The sequence below is a fragment of the Bacillus sp. UNC69MF genome (assembly GCF_000746035.1).
GTDB classification, from domain to species: domain Bacteria; phylum Bacillota; class Bacilli; order Bacillales; family Bacillaceae; genus Bacillus; species Bacillus velezensis.
In genome coordinates this window covers 72,223-87,616 of sequence record NZ_JQKM01000008.1, presented here as the reverse complement: position 1 = coordinate 87,616, position 15,394 = coordinate 72,223, and the positions used below count along the sequence as shown (strand labels likewise).

Sequence of the window (15,394 nt, the reverse complement as noted above, 5' to 3'; positions counted from 1 at the left end):
GCGAAGATGATATAAAAACAAAAAAAAGACAAGAACGGCAAGCTGCCGAAACTCTTGTCTCTCCTGCCTTTTTTATCATGATAGGCACTTACATTTATTGGCGTGATATTCTGACCTGACTATGGAAGTCCATAGAAAAGTTATGTTTGCCCTGCCATGCGTGGTTCTGCTGAGAAACCGGCTGAGCAATCTTTCTGCTTGATCCCCCGACAAGAATCTTTTTCTTTATCGCGTTTTTGCATCCCTGTACGGATAAAATCAATACACATTGAATCTTATCTTTTACATGATTAAAAGCTCTTATTTTTTCTTCTTGTGTTTACGTTTGCAATCCTGTTTTTTCTCTTTCTTATGACGTTTTTTACATTTCGCTTTGGCTGCTAATTTTGCCGCTTCTACCTTTGCTTCTGCTGCTGCTTTTGCTGCTTCTGCTGCTCTGGCTCTTGCTTCTTCCGCCCTTGCTATTGCTTCTTCCGCTCTGGCTCTCGCTTCTGCTTCTCTTGCTGCTTCCGCTCTTGCTGCGTCGTCCGCCATATCAAAATCATGGCCAAGGTCACAGGCTTCGTTGTATGGCTTTTTCTTCTGAACGTACTGTTGATCTTCACCTTCGTTATAATACATTACGCCACTCCTTCTCTCATTTTTTAATCTCTACATACTATGTATAGAAATAACTGCAGCTTGGACTGGTATTATGATGAACCGGCACATTTTAGGGCAATTTTCATTTATCGATACAACAGATTCTGGATGCTTGATGAAACTTAAATGTTTATGATAAGCAGCGTAAAAAGGGAGACTACGAAAAAACCAAGGGTTAAACCCTTGGTTTTTTTGTGAAAATGATAAAAAGGATGCTGCACGCTGCAGCATCCTTCTGTACCAACTTTTTGTTGAACGATTGGAAAGTGTTTTTTGGCTTTTAGTTTGCTTGCTGTGTTTGTTTTACTGGTTCTTTGCTAAAAAGTCCGACAATGTTCCACAAGATAATTGCAGCAGCTATGATTACACGAGTCGTACTGACTTCTTGGTTAGTAAACAATTTATAGCCATATACTGATCCCAATGCTGTTATGCAAAAAATATTGAACCATTTACTCCAACGCAATTAGAAAACTCCTTATAAAATGATTACATTTCCAAACAATGTATTATAATATTAACAAAATTTTTCAATAATTTACCTTAAATCATTCTTAATTGGTTTTCCTGATCATTTTCTCTAATCGTCTTCGATCTTTCGGAGTTTTGATCGTTTTTTTGTTACAGGCTAGACCCAGACATCATTTTCAGCTGTTTGATCAGTTATTTCCTGCCCGGTATTCACAACACCTTTAGGCTCTACAAGCAAAATGTTACACTCTGATTCTGCATAAGGTTTATGTTCAACATTTTTCGGAATGACAAACATTTCACCTTCATTTAATTTTACTTCTCCATCACGAAATTCAATGATTAAATTACCCTCAATGACAATGAAGACTTCATCTGTTTCGTCATGCTTATGCCAAACAAAATCCCCTTGTACCTTAACAAGTTTAAATTGATAGTCATTCATTTCAGCGATTACTTTTGGAGACCATTGATCTTGGAACGCAGCTAATTTCTCTTGAAAATTAATCGGTTTATATTCCATTCTTTCCGCTTTCCTTGTAAAACTCAAATATTTAACTAGTCCCAAATTAAAGGCCTGTCAACCTCAGCAGTTCTGAGATAGTCTAAAAGCTGACCGGTATGTACGGACTCATGGTAAGCGATTCTTAATAACATGTCTCCTAGTTCGCGAATATATCCAACATCAGACCTGTCAATCTTTATATTTGTTAAATCTGTTTCGTTTAACGATTTGATGAATGTCAAAAACTCGGCCCGATACGGTTTTGCAAATTCTAATTCTTCGTTTACTGTGGTAAACGTTTTTGATTCATAAGGATTAATAGTTTCCTCTGAAAACTCACTCATATTTTTCATTAAAATTTGATGATAAAGAAATTCTGCTTCTAATATGTGTCTTATCATTTCTTTACACGACATGGCTTCGGAATCCGGGCGCCAGTCCATTTTTTCCTCAGGTATAGCTGTCCATAACTTGATGCTTCGCCGTCTTACCTCTTCAAAATGTAAAATAATAAGGTCAATTGTATTCAAGTGTTTTCCCCCTTTTATTTTTATAACCTATTCTCCTTCTTTCCAGGAATACCTTCATGAGCTGCCTCAAAAAATTAAAGATATATTCCTTTCGCCTCTAAATAAATAGTCCCATCCACATCATTGACAGACGCGGTGTTAAAAATGGTGAGAAACAACTCGCTAGATTGATAAATCGAACAATTTTAAGATAAAGAGATATTCATTCATCCATACAATAGACTCTGGCTGAACATATACTGAATGATAGTTTTCATCAGAAAGGAGAAATCAGCTTTGGCAAAGTATCGGATCATGACCTTTGACGGGGGCGGTACCTTAGGTGCTTTAAGTTTACAGCTATTGAACAGACTAGCTGAAGAAAATCCAGCATTAATAAGCCGAACCCATGTATTTGCGGGAAATTCAATTGGTTCATTTACTGCCCTTGCATTAGCAAGCGGAAGATCTCCGAGGGAAACACTTCAGTATTTTAAGGATGAAATCCTGCCCGCATTCAGCACGTCCCGGCCGGGCGGACCTGTTTTCAATCAACAATTACCATATTCCGGTTTTATTAAAGCGGTACGAAACTTTTTCCCGCCAGGCCTTCGCCTTAAAGATCTAAGAAAACGAATTGTTGTCCCTTCATTCAAATTATACTCCCCGGTACTGGATCGTTGGACGCCCGTATTATTTCACAACTTTCCCGGCTCTCCCTATATAAATGAGAAAGTGAGTGATGTCATACTGCGGAGCAGCGGTGCTCCCGCGACGCAGCGCGCCTATCAAAACTACGTGGACGGATATGTAGTGGCAACGAACCCCAGTACGGCCAGTATCGCGTTTGCGGTTGGTAAAGCCAACGTGCCATTGGATCAAATTGCGGCGCTATCCATCGGTACAGGTGAAGCCCCGACTCGGTTAAGAAGAGATACGAGGGGATGGGGAATGGTAAGTGCGGATAACATACGTCCCGAAAACCTGAAGAACCTTCCTCCAAATTGGGGAGTCCTTTTGGACAGGTCGCCTAATGAACCTTTACTGCCATTTCTTCAGATGATCTCCGGCGGAAATGGCTACTATGAATCCATGGTCAGCGCGAATCTGCTGGGAGATCGCTTTTTCCGGTTAGATCCGCGGATTCCTAACTTCTCCAAAACAGACCCTTCCGTGGTTCCCGCTGTCATTGAAATTGCGAACAAAACCAACTTACAGCCTGTGAATACATTTATAGAGAAAAACTGGAACGACAGCCATTAACTAAGTTAGAAGTTTATAATAATTCAATGAACAAAAAATACCAAGGGACTCCAAACCCTTGGTATTATTAATGCGGCCGAGAGGGTTTGGACCTTCACGGGGTATTCACACGCTTGGATACTGTTTCATTTGAAGCTGAATCGGTCTTCGGTTTTTGTTCTTTTTTTATTTTCACCGTTTCAGGCAGTAAAAAAGTAAATATTGCCGCTCCCAACAAAATAATAATTGAGAAATAAAAAGAAAGATCATAGTTACCCATTTCACTATAGAGAAAACCTGGTACATAAGCTCCCAGCGCTGATCCTATCTGATGACTCAGGAATAACCAGCCTAAAATAAAACCAACTGAATATTGTTTAAAATATTGCGTGGCTAACATTTGAGTAGGAGCTACAGTTGCAAAATCAACTAGTCCAAACAGGGTGGCAAAAATAAGCAATATGACCGGATGATGACTATATAACAGGATACAAATTGATAATGCGCGTATGACATATAAAAGAATAAGCATCTTTTTACTGCTCCAACGGTCTGCCGCAATTCCTGAAATGATTATCCCCAATATATTAAATCCCGCCAATACACTAACTGCGGCACTGGTTACACTTGTTGAAAATCCATGGTCATGAGAAAAAGGGATAAGGTGAGTATCCATCAGCCCTGTAGTTGTAAAACCGCATATCGCAAAAGGTAATATTAAAAACCAGAATTGTTTCTTGCAAAACACTGTCCAAACTGAAAAGCGGGCCGTATGCTGTTCACTTTCAGCTTCTGCTTTCATAAAACCGCCCATAGGAGATAGCCCCATCTCGCCGGGATGATTCCGTAAAAATAACAGTATGACAGGAAACACAATAACCATTAAAAGCAGACCCATAATCACTACAGTTAACTTCCAGTTAAACCATTGAATCAAAATGAGAGAGCCGGGAACAAGAAGCATCTGACCCGCGCCAAACCCTGCCTCCATAATTCCAAAAGCAAGTCCGCGTTTTTCATTAAACCAATTTGTAACAACCACTGTTGCGGCTACATTGGATGCCCCTCCAACACCGACTGAGATAACAATTCCGTAAAGGATAAATAATTGCCATGGATGATTCACAAAAGAAGTCAATACAAAGCTGACCCCGACTACGAAAGTGCTGACTGACAAAATCATTCGGGGGCCTAATTTATCAACCAGCCTCCCTATTATGGGCTGAGATATGCCATATATGATAAAACTCAGAGTGGAAATAAGCGAGATTGTTCCTCTATTCATAGAAAAATCTTTTTCCCATGGTTCAACAAACGCTCCAAATGAAAGACGCGCGCCTTGAACCGCTAAAAAGGTGAAAAAAGTGACAAACACAATGATCCATGCATAGTGATATTTTATTCGCATCCTATCCCCCCTCACTTTATAATTCCAAATCCCAACGCTCTTCTATTAAATTTGATCCCCATAAACGTTTTTCTTCATGAATTTCTGTAATTTCGAATCCATTCTTTTTATACAATGGCCGGGCTGTTGACATGTCTCTTACCGTCCAAAGAAATATACGCTCGTATCCATTTTCTTTACAATATTGAACAAGTGCCTTAATCAGACGGCTGCCGACACCTTTTCTTTGAAAAGACGGATCGACTAAGAACCACCTTAACTGTCCTGTTTTTTCATCGTCATTCACTAAGCCGATACAACCCGCAAATTGATTTCCGCTTTCTGCCACCCATATTTTTTTAATATCAGCTTTAAACGTATCGTGAAGATAGGATAAAAATGTATCATCCCAGCCATGGGATTCGGCATAAAATAATCGCTGTTTCTCAATTATGTTTTTGACATCCTCTGAAGTATAATAGTCTCTTATTGAAATCGGAGATTCTTTATCATAAAAAGAATGCTGCAAAATATTTTGAATGGTTTCCATTGAATGTACAAGTTTTTCTTGTTCCTCTTTGTCTATGCATTCAAGGATATATTCAACTTGCTGATTCGCTTTTTTCTCCAGACTTTTATAAATACTTTCCCCTGATGCGGTTACGTAAAGGAAATGATTGCGTCCGTCTTCTCTGCATTTTTGCTTGTATATGAAGCCTTCTTCTTCGAATTTTCTGACGATTCTGCTCACATATCCTCTGTCCAAGTCTAACCTTTCTTGAATGATTTTTGCTGTACAATCGGGCGTATTATAAATTTCGTATAAAATCCTGGTTTCCGTTAAAGAGAATGGACTGTCATAAATATGTTCATTTAGAAAACCCAAAATATCAGTATAAAATCTATTAAATTGTCTGAATGCCAAAACACGTTTTGTTTCCAAATTGATGAACCTCCTCCAAAAGATTGACTTAAGCAACTTTTTTCCATCGTAATCGAAACAGTTGCTTAAGTCAACTATTAATTTTCATCCCCTTTCAATTTGATGATTTTCTTACCGTAAAAAACACATTGAAAATAAACGACACTGCTACATCGGAAAACAGCTGCGTACCGCGATAAATTCTTTTTGGCGTCAATATGGACATACAAAAAGCCGCTTCCATTACGTAAGAAAAGCGACTTTTTAGATTTGATTTTCAAGTTCCTTTGACAAATTTTGAAAAGACCATTGACTATTCAGTTGAACTGTATTAAGTTTAACTATATAGTCAGACTGAATAGAGGATGAGGATATGAAACATAAATTATTACCGCTGTCTGAAACCATGCATTATATTTTATTAGCTCTGCGGGAGCCGCTTCATGGCTATGCCGCCATGCAGAAGATCGAAAAGATGAGTAACGGAACTGTTATTTTAGCGGCCGGCACATTATACGGCGCGATTGAAAACTTGAATAAGCATGGCTGGATTGAACCTGTCGGAGAATCGGGCCGGAGAAAAGTTTATATGATAACTGCGGAAGGAAGCGCCATTTTGAAAATGGAACAAAACAGATTACTTCATATTTTATCCCTGCACGAAGGAAGTGAATCGAATGAAGACATTTAAGATGTTTTTTGATATTGAAAAAGAGGAGCAATGGCTGAACGAGCACCTACAAAAAGGCTATCGCTGTACAAATATCAGCGGATTAGGAATATACACTTTCGAAAAAACCGACAAAAAATATGTAATGCGACTGGATTATCAAGATTATTTATCAAAGAAAAAGTTCAAAGACTACAAAGAGATCTATGAAGACTTCGGCTGGAGTTATATAAACAGCCCATGGCTTAGCGGAACTCGATATTGGCAAAAAGAAGATGATGATCAAAATGAAATCTTCTCGGATCGCCAATCAAAGAGTAATTATTATAAAAGACTAATGAGTTTTTCATCTTGTTTTGGTTTACTGTGCTTGTTTTATTCTTATTTGATTTACAAGGATTCAGGTTTGTATTTAACTGAAGGTCTGTGGAGTATGGAAAGCGCAATGTTTTGGAAAGCATTTTTATTTGAAACTCCATTTGCCCTTTTAAGGTCGCTTCCCGCCCTTATGGCTGTTCTATTTGGCTGCAGTTTCTATAAAGCGTATCGAAAGTATTCAATGTTAAAAGAACAATAACGCGGGGAAGTTACATTCAAAGAAGTAACTCGAGGATCATGTATTTGCCGAAGCCGGGCGCTTTAACGGAAAAAAAGCGCCCTGAATTTGCTGATAAATCAGACGGCTTATTTTGTTAATAATACATACTTATTTACAATGGCTTGAGCGAGACAAGCTGATGAATCAACAAAGGTAAGTCCGCTTCTTTTTTGATCCGTGACCGTATTTAAATCCGTACATGCAATGATAACCGTATCAGCCTTTTCTGCTAAGTCACGGTGTAATTCGTCATATAATGTACGAGCCTCATTGATTTGACCTTGTTTAATCTTTTCTATTATGTGATCGACATAGATTTGCCAACTATCTTGATGTAAAAAATCATAACCTTCTCTGTTTAACGCTTCTTGAAATATTCCAGATTGAACCGTAGGAACAGTGGCTAAAAGAGCTGCTTTTTTGGAGCCTTTAGGTATTTTTTTTATGGTTTCATCAATCATGTTTAGTAAAGGGACTGAAATCGATTTTTTTATTTGGTTAAAATAGATATGTGCGGTATTACATGGGATTGCAATAAAATCAACACCCGTTTTTTCAAGCTTTACAGCCCCCTCAATAATTGCCTTTTCCATGTCCGTATGATTCAGAGGTTTATTCATATAGAAAGGAGTCGGACAAGAATAAATCATCATATGAGGGAAATCCATGTCATGTATTGCTCCATATATTTTTTGGCAATCGTCTACTACCTTATCTACAAATGGCCCAGTAGATTTTGGCCCCATTCCTGCCAGTATTCCAATCATAATTGTCCTCCTCTGTAAAAATGTGTACGAATACGATCACGATGAGTTATTCTTGTGTTTCGCATCTGAATCTGCTCTCATTTCTTTTTGGCTGTCTTCTCCTATTTTATCATTTCATTAATCGAATTATCATATCTAATTCCGCCGCACGAAGAAGAATGGCAGATACATTAAGGTTATGAAAGCTTGTTTTCATTACACTCTCTATCTTCCACTTTCATCATTTCTATATGTTTTCATGAATTATGGTTAAAAATCGGTGATTAAATTGTGCCCATATAGATTAGTAAAGTGTCATTGATGTCAAGTCATGAACTCCTAAAGGAGATTTAATAACTCATTTTCAACGAAAAACTGATCTCTGTTAATTAGTCGAGATTCCAAGATATACACGGACCAATTGAATTGATCTTTCCTTTTTTGGGAATCCCACAGGTTCCCTCTTGTTTTGATGTTGTTTTTTCAAAAAAAGTTATTGACACCAATAAATGACCATGTTATCATTAAAAATTTGATATCTCACTCCATATATGGTAACCTTAAGTTAAGTTCCCATATATGGAGGTGGATTATATGTTTCAAATTGGCGATAACATTGTTTATCCAATGCACGGAGCAGGTACAATTGAAGCCATAGAAGAAAAACAATTCTTAGAGGAAAAACAACAGTATTATGTCATAAGAATGTCAATCAGTAATATGACAGTTATGATTCCAACGCGTAAAATATTGAGTTCAAATATACGGCCAGTTACTGATATACGTGCATTAAAACACATTTTACACATTTTTCAGCATGGAGAATCAGATAGGTTACTGCCATGGAAGCAAAGGTATGTAGTAAACACGAACAAAATAAAAACGGGTGAAATACAAGAAGGCGTTGAAGTTGTACGTGATTTAATGCGAATGAAGAAAGAAAAAGCACTTAATTCAAGCGAAAAAAAAATGTTGGATAATGCATATGAATTTTTGATTAGTGAACTGGAAGTCATTAAAGGAATCACTGAAAAACAAATAAAAAGTTTCTGCTAAGGTTAATTTTAAATAATGTTTTGCATTCCAAAAAGCACCCATGAGTTTTCGGAATATTACGATTAAAATATTTCAAAGACGCTTAACTTCTTCAACTTACTTTTAGAACATTAACCTCTTTTATTATTCCTACAATCTAATCTGTTTTATTTTTTTCTTCAACGAACATTTGAATTCTCGATGAAATAGTCACTTGATTTTTGTAATCCTGATTCACACTGGCACGGACATGGAGCCGTAAGGATGGAAGAGAGGCAGGGCTTTCATTGTTTTAGGTCTAAGTGATTATTTCCAGAAGAAAAAACAACCACTCTCCTCTTTATCTTTAAGAATTTCTTACATCTGCTCCCACAGTGAATAGCAGTTGTTTATCTTCTTTTCATAAAAGAGATATGCGAAATGTAACAAAGAATAACATACAGTTATATTGAGAACATAAAAACAAATCATTTATATATATTCCACATATCGTCAATCCGGTATGTTATACTGTAAACAATCCTTTGAGGTTTTAAACCTTTTTCTTACCTTGTAGCAACTGTCCCTACTCGAACGTTGAGTAGGGTTTTTTATTCAGTATGATACAGAGAACATAAAAAAACAGGCCCTATATAAAGAGCCTGTTTGTATAAACGATTGAAGATTAAGCAGTTTTTTGAACGTTAGCAGCTTGAGCTCCACGAGCACCTTGCTCAACGTCAAACGTTACTTTTTGACCTTCGTCTAAAGATTTGAATCCGTCACTTTGGATTGCAGAAAAGTGTACGAATACATCGTCTCCATTTTCACGTTCGATAAATCCAAAACCTTTTTCTGCATTAAACCATTTAACTGTACCTTGTTCCATTTTTGTTGCCTCCTAGTGTGTTACACATTGTATTACTATCCTTGCCCAAAGTATCATCAAGACGAAAAGTCGATATTCATACTATCCTTTACACGAACAAAAATAATTCTCCTTTATCATAGCACGAAACGGAAATAACTGCAAATTAATAATATGTTCATTCATGTTTTATTTGTTAAACCTGTCGATACCAGTGCAAAATAAGATGCTTATTAATAACAATGGTTTGAAAATACCTGAAAATGAATCACGAGTGTCTTCAAACCCAGTACTTCATATTGATTGTTAAAGATTTCTTTAAAAAGCTCAGCTGTTTCTTGTTCAAGTACAAGATATTCTTGGCTGTTCACTGGTATAGCTTTGTTTCTGCAGATGTTTCCAAACGATCACTCAGGTATACCCCTATTTTAACGGTATTAACTTGTCATGTTTGTTCCTCAAACAATCAAAGTTTACGGTCTAAATAAACCGATTCACATTGGGGGGCATGGAGAGAGTTTGGCCCGATAAAGAGCCGGGTATAATCTTCATACGCTTTTTGTATCCCGGCTGGCCATTGCTAATAAAGATTTAATCGAGATGGAAACAAGTATCTCATTTCCAATAATTTCACAGATGAATGGGAAAGATACTTATCATCTATGGTGTATGACGCTGTGACTTCAAAGACAAACGTTTTCGCTACTTAGAAGAACATCAGGGGAGGGGAAACTTTTAAAAATGAATGAACAAAACCTAAGGACTTTGAGAAAACTGGTTACACCTTATGAAAAGTCCGATTTACAAAAAAGTATTTATCAAATCATTAACACATTGGTGCCATTTTTCCTGCTATGGTATTTGGCATATAAGAGCTTGTCCATTTCTTATTTCCTTACATTAGCCATTTCTGTCGTTGCAGCAGGTTTTTTAGTAAGAACCTTCATCATCTTTCATGATTGCTGCCACTATTCCTTTTTTAAGAACAGAAAGGCGAATCGAATCCTTGGAACAATAACAGGAATTCTGACTCTGCATCCGTTTGATCATTGGGCACACGATCATTCTGTCCATCATGCGACAAGCAGCAACCTGGACAAACGCGGTACGGGCGATATTTGGGTACTGACTGTTGAGGAATATAAGGAAGCCTCAACTAAGACAAAAATAATGTACCGTTTGTACAGAAATCCGTTTGTTATGTTTATTATCGGACCGATTTACGTCTTCGGGATTACCAATCGTTTTAATCGTAAAGGGGCAAAACGCACAGAACGGATGAATACATATGTAACGAACCTGGGGATCGTCGCTTTGGCAGCACTTTTATGTTGGGCTATCGGCTGGCAAAACTTTCTGCTGGTCCAGACACCAATTTTTATGATATCGGGATCCCTCGGAATTTGGATGTTTTATATTCAGCATACGTTTGAGGATTCATATTTCGAAGAAGATGAGCATTGGGAATATGTAAAAGCAGCCGTTGAAGGAAGCTCTTTTTATAAGCTTCCAAAAGTCATGCAATGGTTAACAGGCAATATCGGTTTCCATCATGTTCATCATTTAAGCCCAAGAGTCCCAAACTATAAGCTTGAAATCGTGCATAACAACACTGAACCATTGCAAAACGTTCCGACCATCACACTGGCAACAAGTATTAAGTCGTTAAAGTTCCGCCTATGGGATGAAGAAGGCAAAAAATTTGTTGGTTTTACCCACTTAAAAAAAACTTCTAAAAGCCAGGTATCAGCTCGGCTAAGAACGGATTAAATAAACGCCCATAATCGATGATAATGGGCAGTGTATCTTGCAGAATAAAAGTGCAGACTCGCGCAAAGATTTTGTGCAGAGGTCAGCACTTTTTTAATGCCACATGCACTTACAACAAAAAAATACCAAAGGTGTCAAAACCCTTGGTATCATTAGGGTGCGGCCGAGAGGACTTGAACCCACGGGTTATTCACCCGCTGGGCCCTCAATAAAGTGATTCTTTATTATGAATTACAAAAGCCTATAATATCAGCATTTGTTTATTTTGATTATGAATGTTTACTTCGATTTATTTTTATTTGGGAGTAAAAATGGAGTAGGTTTTCATTTCAAGACAGTTAATGTCTTGTTACTGGTGACATGTCTATTAGAGTAACCGCCTAATTGAAATGGCTAGTTCTCCATGTTTTATAATGAACTCTGGCTTGATGAAGTTTTTCTATGATTTGTTCTAGCTTTTTATCTTTCCATTTCTTAATCAGCAGAACTCGCGGTTTGTAACACCTTAATATTGCCTTTCAAAATCCTTTGCATAAACGATCTTAAATTTTTGACTGTTTTCTTTGTATTCCCCTTAAAATTGAATAATCACTTTCCCTTTTGGCCGTCCATTTGCGACTAGTTCTAGCGCTTCATTTACGTTGTCTATGGTAAATTGTATTGGATGAATTGCTGGAGCAATGTTGTTTTCTTCAATGATTTTGGTAATCTCTTTAAGTTGTGCGCCGTCAGAACGAACGAAGATAAAATGGTATTCCACGTTTTGTTTCTTGGCTTTGCGATCATACTTTGCGCCAACAAGGGAAAATAGCATTTGTTTCCACAATGGAAAATTCCGGTCTTTTCCGAAGCGTTTATTTGGTCCTGTACGGAGAGAGAGCAATCTTCCGCCCGGTTTGATGATACTCAATTCACTGTCAAATTCTTTAGGTCCCAGTGTATCAATCACATAATCCACATTTGACAACAAGTCAACATAGTTTTCTGTTGAATAATCCAAATATTGATCTGCACCCATTTCCAAAATGCGTTCGCGCGCTTCTGAGCTGCCGCTAACAATGACATTTAGGCCCATTGCCTTTGCGATTGGTACAGCCATCTGACCAAAGCTGCCTGATCCACCTGGAATGAAAACAGATTTACCTGACTGTGCCTCAAGTTCTTCATGCAGACCTTGATACGCTGTGAGTCCAGCCAGTGGTGCAGCAGCGGCTTCCACGTAAGACAAATTTTTTGGCATGGGTGCAATTGCGGCAGCATCAATTGCGGCATATTCCGCAAAAGCGCCAATTTTTTCGAGGGGGAGACGTGTATAGATGGCATCTCCTACGTGAAATTCTGCCACATTTTTTCCGACTTTTTCGATAACTCCTGTCAATTCATTACCAAGCGTTAATGGGAATTCATAATCTTGAATCAGTTTCACGCTGCCTGTAATAATTAACATTTCGAGTGGATTGACTGCCGCAGCTTTGACCTTTACCAAGACTTCATTGTCATCGATTTCTGGAATTGGAATGTCATTGATTTGGGCATAGAGATCTTTTGAATACTTGGTGATCTGAGCTGCTTTCATAAGTGTTTTCATTTTTTTATCAGCATCCTCTATCATATTACGTTTATTAGGTTTTTACCTTTTTATATAATCGTTTAGGTGGAGGGGAATCTTTCTTTTAGCGAAGTCTGACTTCCAATTTTATGATTAACCCTCCACCTAAACAGCAGTCACTTTTAGAACGTTCATTCTCAAATAATTAAATTTTATAGACCGATACTGTGAATAAATGTTTCTCATCTTCCTAGTGTTATTGATGTAGAGCATCGTTATATAGGTTTAATAACTTGAAATATTACATCTCTAGAATCGGATAGATTTGATCTCTTAATTGAAATTCATAGTTTCCGTCTACAACTCCTACTACTTGATTACTATCATAAAGCTCCATCATAAAACTCGCCACTTGCTCAACTGTGTGGTACATCGGGATATTTGCTTTGTAATCATATTCTTTCGTATCAGATGCAGTTTTCATGAATTCTGTTTCCGTGATTGCTGGCGCTAAAACTTTCACCTTCATTTTCGCACCTTTGCGTTCAAGTTCTTTTGCAAGGCCTTCTGTAAATGCACTGACAAAGTATTTAGATGCAGAATAAGTAATACTGCCAACAGCAATTGCATATCCGAGTGCTGATGATACGTTAATTAACTGAGTTCCCTCTACATCCGAATAATCACGTACAAATAGTGTAGAAAGAATCGTTAAGGATTCTACGTTTACACGTAGCATGGTTTCCACTTTATCTAAATTCTGATCCGTGACAGAAGAAGATTCACCAAGCCCGGCATTATTAATCCAAGTCTCAATTTGATATTCCTTTAAATTGTCATACAGTGTGTATGCCTGAGCTGTGACAGATAAGTCACTTGTACGAATAATAACATCCAAATCAGGATTAATATTCTGAATGGTTGATTTAAGCTCTTCTAATTTATCTAATCTTCTAGCTACAATAATTAAGTTTTTGCCGCGAGCAGCAAATTCCAATGCTGTCTCATATCCTATACCTGAGCTTGCTCCTGTAATAACTGTGTACTTCATATTATTCTCTCCTCGAAAACAAATTTTCTAATTAGTTAATCCATATAACAAAATAGATTCAGTCTAGTGTCGACAAAGTCAAATCAATAATGTTTTCTAATTTTTCCTTATCATTTGTCGTTTTTGCTAATACTCGTATCCCTACGAGTGAATTATGAATAAATTGAGAAAGCCCTTTAATGTCATGGTGTTTAGAAATTTCTCCTTGTTCTTGACCATGTTTTAGCAGATCAAATAATAATGCTTCCGCATTTATAAAAATCTCTGTGATTTTCTTAGCTACTTCTTCATCTATTAGGGATAATTCAACAGCTGCATTAACAGCTAAACATCCTTTTGGCTGATCTTCTTTTGGGTAAATAACCATTTCAAATAATTTTCGTATAGCCAGCTTAACCGTTAATTCTGTTTTCACTTCATTCTTCATTCTTACTTCCATTACTTCTACATAGTGACTTAAGGCTCGCATAAATAAAGTATGTTTGTCGCCAAATGTATCATAGATACTTCTGCGGTGAACGCCCATATGGTCCACCAAGTCTTGCATGGATGTTTTTTCATACCCCTGTTCCCAGAAAAGGTCCATTGCTTTTCTTAATGCTTTTTTTTCATCAAATTCTTTATTTCTAGCCATGTTATCCCACCTTAGAATGTATTACCTCTTTATTCTGAGAAAGGCCTGAGAATCATTGATGCATTCATCCCTCCCTCATTCTTAAATAATTAAAGAACGATCATTCTCATTTCAGTAGCAAAACAGTTAGATCTGACGTATTTCAAGTATATCAAATTTAAGAACGATCAGTAAAGAATTTAGAATTAAATCATGTGTTTTATATGCTATGCATGGCTACTACCTGAATTTTAACGAATATCGCTCCTTTTTATTTTTCATCAAATCATTTCTTTAATGTCATTGACGGCAGGTCATAAAGCATACTGGTGTGTTTTCGAAAATACCCCTCATTTCAGTAAAGTTCCCCGCTGGAATATTCACACTTTGGACACAAAATAGGAACTGTAGAAGAGTTTCCCGGATTTTCAAACTAAAGTGTATTAAACAATACGGAGGATTACACTGGGTAACACAGTCAAATAAAAAAAACTCTAACTAATCCACAAAGGTTGCTAGTCAGAGCTTTTTTGTGTTTTTAGATCTGAATCACTAAGCACCTACTCTGTCATCAGCAACGTGAAAAGGAGCTTTGATAACAGGGACATTATTTGTTAAAACCACTCCTGCGATGCTGCCCAATAAAATGACTGTAAACAAAGTCAGGCTGATCTTCATTAATAATCTCCCCTTTTTTTTATTTTTTCGTCTCGCTTTAATCTCAGTCGATAATACTCATTGGAACGTGATAAATCCCCTTTTTCATAAAAATAATCAGCTGCTCTGATTGCAAAATTTTCAATGTCTCCGAACATTCTTAGAAGGAAGATACCATTA

General features: G+C 37.2%; 18 protein-coding genes. 5 read left to right on the top strand and 13 right to left on the bottom strand.

Features of this window, described 5'->3' with window-relative positions; genetic code table 11:
* Positions 1–300: 300 nt before the first annotated feature.
* The 4 genes from BR62_RS0107815 to BR62_RS0107800 all read right to left on the bottom strand — a co-directional run bounded on the left by BR62_RS0107815 (position 301) and on the right by BR62_RS0107800 (position 2,148).
* Positions 301–621 carry a hypothetical protein gene (locus tag BR62_RS0107815; protein ID WP_007409557.1) on the bottom strand — a complete coding sequence of 107 codons (321 nt, stop codon included), beginning with the start codon at positions 619–621 and terminating at the stop codon, positions 301–303.
* Between the two features lie 301 nt (positions 622–922).
* Positions 923–1,108: a hypothetical protein gene (locus tag BR62_RS0107810; RefSeq protein ID WP_032866847.1), complete on the bottom strand. Its 186-nt coding sequence runs from the start codon at positions 1,106–1,108 to the stop codon at positions 923–925.
* Between the two features lie 162 nt (positions 1,109–1,270).
* Positions 1,271–1,636: a cupin domain-containing protein gene (locus tag BR62_RS0107805; RefSeq protein ID WP_032870372.1), complete on the bottom strand. Its 366-nt coding sequence runs from the start codon at positions 1,634–1,636 to the stop codon at positions 1,271–1,273.
* Between the two features lie 35 nt (positions 1,637–1,671).
* Positions 1,672–2,148: a DinB family protein gene (locus tag BR62_RS0107800; RefSeq protein WP_007409560.1), complete on the bottom strand. Its 477-nt coding sequence runs from the start codon at positions 2,146–2,148 to the stop codon at positions 1,672–1,674.
* A gap of 276 nt (positions 2,149–2,424) precedes the next feature.
* On the opposite strand from BR62_RS0107800, the gene cotR reads away from it, so the two are divergent.
* Positions 2,425–3,390 (top strand): sporulation hydrolase CotR, encoded by a 966-nt coding sequence (gene cotR / locus BR62_RS0107795; RefSeq protein WP_032870370.1) that lies wholly within the window; start codon positions 2,425–2,427, stop codon positions 3,388–3,390.
* Positions 3,391–3,484: 94 nt separating this feature from the next.
* On the opposite strand, the gene BR62_RS0107790 is transcribed toward cotR, so the two are convergent.
* Positions 3,485–4,777: an MFS transporter gene (locus BR62_RS0107790; protein WP_032870368.1), complete on the bottom strand. Its 1,293-nt coding sequence runs from the start codon at positions 4,775–4,777 to the stop codon at positions 3,485–3,487.
* A gap of 16 nt (positions 4,778–4,793) precedes the next feature.
* Positions 4,794–5,699, bottom strand: a complete 906-nt coding sequence (locus BR62_RS0107785) for a bifunctional helix-turn-helix transcriptional regulator/GNAT family N-acetyltransferase (RefSeq protein WP_032870366.1) — start codon at positions 5,697–5,699, stop codon at positions 4,794–4,796.
* A 352-nt stretch (positions 5,700–6,051) separates the two neighbouring features.
* On the opposite strand from BR62_RS0107785, the gene BR62_RS0107780 reads away from it, so the two are divergent.
* Together BR62_RS0107780 and BR62_RS0107775 are read left to right on the top strand one after the other, a co-directional pair.
* The gene (locus tag BR62_RS0107780) at positions 6,052–6,369 is read left to right on the top strand and encodes a PadR family transcriptional regulator (protein ID WP_015239232.1); all 318 of its coding nucleotides are present in this window, start codon (positions 6,052–6,054) and stop codon (positions 6,367–6,369) included.
* Entirely contained in the window at positions 6,356–6,925 is a 570-nt protein-coding gene (locus BR62_RS0107775; RefSeq protein ID WP_025284296.1) for a DUF2812 domain-containing protein, read from the top strand. Before BR62_RS0107780 ends, BR62_RS0107775 begins: the two co-directional genes overlap by 14 nt.
* A 107-nt stretch (positions 6,926–7,032) precedes the next feature.
* Here BR62_RS0107775 and BR62_RS0107770 read toward each other — a convergent pair whose 3' ends face one another.
* Entirely contained in the window at positions 7,033–7,713 is a 681-nt protein-coding gene (locus tag BR62_RS0107770) for an aspartate/glutamate racemase family protein (RefSeq protein WP_032870364.1), read from the bottom strand.
* Between the two features lie 573 nt (positions 7,714–8,286).
* On the opposite strand from BR62_RS0107770, the gene BR62_RS0107765 reads away from it, so the two are divergent.
* On the top strand, positions 8,287–8,748 hold the full coding sequence (locus BR62_RS0107765) for a CarD family transcriptional regulator (RefSeq protein ID WP_032870361.1): 462 nt from the start codon (positions 8,287–8,289) through the stop codon (positions 8,746–8,748).
* Between the two features lie 643 nt (positions 8,749–9,391).
* On the opposite strand, the gene cspC is transcribed toward BR62_RS0107765, so the two are convergent.
* Positions 9,392–9,595 (bottom strand): cold shock protein CspC, encoded by a 204-nt coding sequence (gene cspC, locus BR62_RS0107760; protein ID WP_003156143.1) that lies wholly within the window; start codon positions 9,593–9,595, stop codon positions 9,392–9,394.
* A gap of 445 nt (positions 9,596–10,040) precedes the next feature.
* Entirely contained in the window at positions 10,041–10,139 is a 99-nt protein-coding gene (locus tag BR62_RS20040; RefSeq protein WP_127070160.1) for a molecular chaperone TorD family protein, read from the bottom strand.
* 176 nt (positions 10,140–10,315) lie between these two features.
* Between BR62_RS20040 and BR62_RS0107755 the strand changes: the two genes are divergently transcribed.
* Positions 10,316–11,344, top strand: coding sequence for a Delta(5) desaturase DesA (locus tag BR62_RS0107755; protein ID WP_032870357.1), 1,029 nt, complete (start codon positions 10,316–10,318; stop codon positions 11,342–11,344).
* Positions 11,345–11,918: 574 nt separating this feature from the next.
* Here BR62_RS0107755 and BR62_RS0107750 read toward each other — a convergent pair.
* From BR62_RS0107750 to BR62_RS19945, 4 genes are all read right to left on the bottom strand, one after another.
* Complete coding sequence (locus tag BR62_RS0107750) at positions 11,919–12,932, bottom strand: NADP-dependent oxidoreductase (protein ID WP_007409569.1); 1,014 nt, start codon at positions 12,930–12,932, stop codon at positions 11,919–11,921.
* Between the two features lie 262 nt (positions 12,933–13,194).
* Entirely contained in the window at positions 13,195–13,944 is a 750-nt protein-coding gene (locus BR62_RS0107745) for an SDR family NAD(P)-dependent oxidoreductase (protein ID WP_032866855.1), read from the bottom strand.
* A 58-nt stretch (positions 13,945–14,002) separates the two neighbouring features.
* Complete coding sequence (locus tag BR62_RS0107740; protein WP_020955373.1) at positions 14,003–14,578, bottom strand: TetR/AcrR family transcriptional regulator; 576 nt, start codon at positions 14,576–14,578, stop codon at positions 14,003–14,005.
* 531 nt (positions 14,579–15,109) lie between these two features.
* The gene (locus BR62_RS19945; protein WP_257787082.1) at positions 15,110–15,235 is read right to left on the bottom strand and encodes a hypothetical protein; all 126 of its coding nucleotides are present in this window, start codon (positions 15,233–15,235) and stop codon (positions 15,110–15,112) included.
* Positions 15,236–15,394: the final 159 nt, after the last annotated feature.

What these genes read in the sequence shown, in the direction of transcription:
- BR62_RS0107815 (WP_007409557.1), bottom strand. Translation starts at nt 621, where the DNA reads ATGTATTATAACGAAGGTGAAGATCAACAGTACGTTCAGAAGAAAAAG.
- BR62_RS0107805 (WP_032870372.1), bottom strand. Translation starts at nt 1,636, where the DNA reads ATGGAATATAAACCGATTAATTTTCAAGAGAAATTAGCTGCGTTCCAA.
- BR62_RS0107790 (WP_032870368.1), bottom strand. Translation starts at nt 4,777, where the DNA reads ATGCGAATAAAATATCACTATGCATGGATCATTGTGTTTGTCACTTTT.
- BR62_RS0107780 (WP_015239232.1), top strand. Translation starts at nt 6,052, where the DNA reads ATGAAACATAAATTATTACCGCTGTCTGAAACCATGCATTATATTTTA.
- BR62_RS0107775 (WP_025284296.1), top strand. Translation starts at nt 6,356, where the DNA reads ATGAAGACATTTAAGATGTTTTTTGATATTGAAAAAGAGGAGCAATGG.
- BR62_RS0107770 (WP_032870364.1), bottom strand. Translation starts at nt 7,713, where the DNA reads ATGATTGGAATACTGGCAGGAATGGGGCCAAAATCTACTGGGCCATTT.
- BR62_RS0107765 (WP_032870361.1), top strand. Translation starts at nt 8,287, where the DNA reads ATGTTTCAAATTGGCGATAACATTGTTTATCCAATGCACGGAGCAGGT.
- cspC (WP_003156143.1), bottom strand. Translation starts at nt 9,595, where the DNA reads ATGGAACAAGGTACAGTTAAATGGTTTAATGCAGAAAAAGGTTTTGGA.
- BR62_RS0107755 (WP_032870357.1), top strand. Translation starts at nt 10,316, where the DNA reads ATGAATGAACAAAACCTAAGGACTTTGAGAAAACTGGTTACACCTTAT.
- BR62_RS0107750 (WP_007409569.1), bottom strand. Translation starts at nt 12,932, where the DNA reads ATGAAAACACTTATGAAAGCAGCTCAGATCACCAAGTATTCAAAAGAT.
- BR62_RS0107745 (WP_032866855.1), bottom strand. Translation starts at nt 13,944, where the DNA reads ATGAAGTACACAGTTATTACAGGAGCAAGCTCAGGTATAGGATATGAG.
- BR62_RS0107740 (WP_020955373.1), bottom strand. Translation starts at nt 14,578, where the DNA reads ATGGCTAGAAATAAAGAATTTGATGAAAAAAAAGCATTAAGAAAAGCA.
- BR62_RS19945 (WP_257787082.1), bottom strand. Translation starts at nt 15,235, where the DNA reads ATGAAGATCAGCCTGACTTTGTTTACAGTCATTTTATTGGGCAGCATC.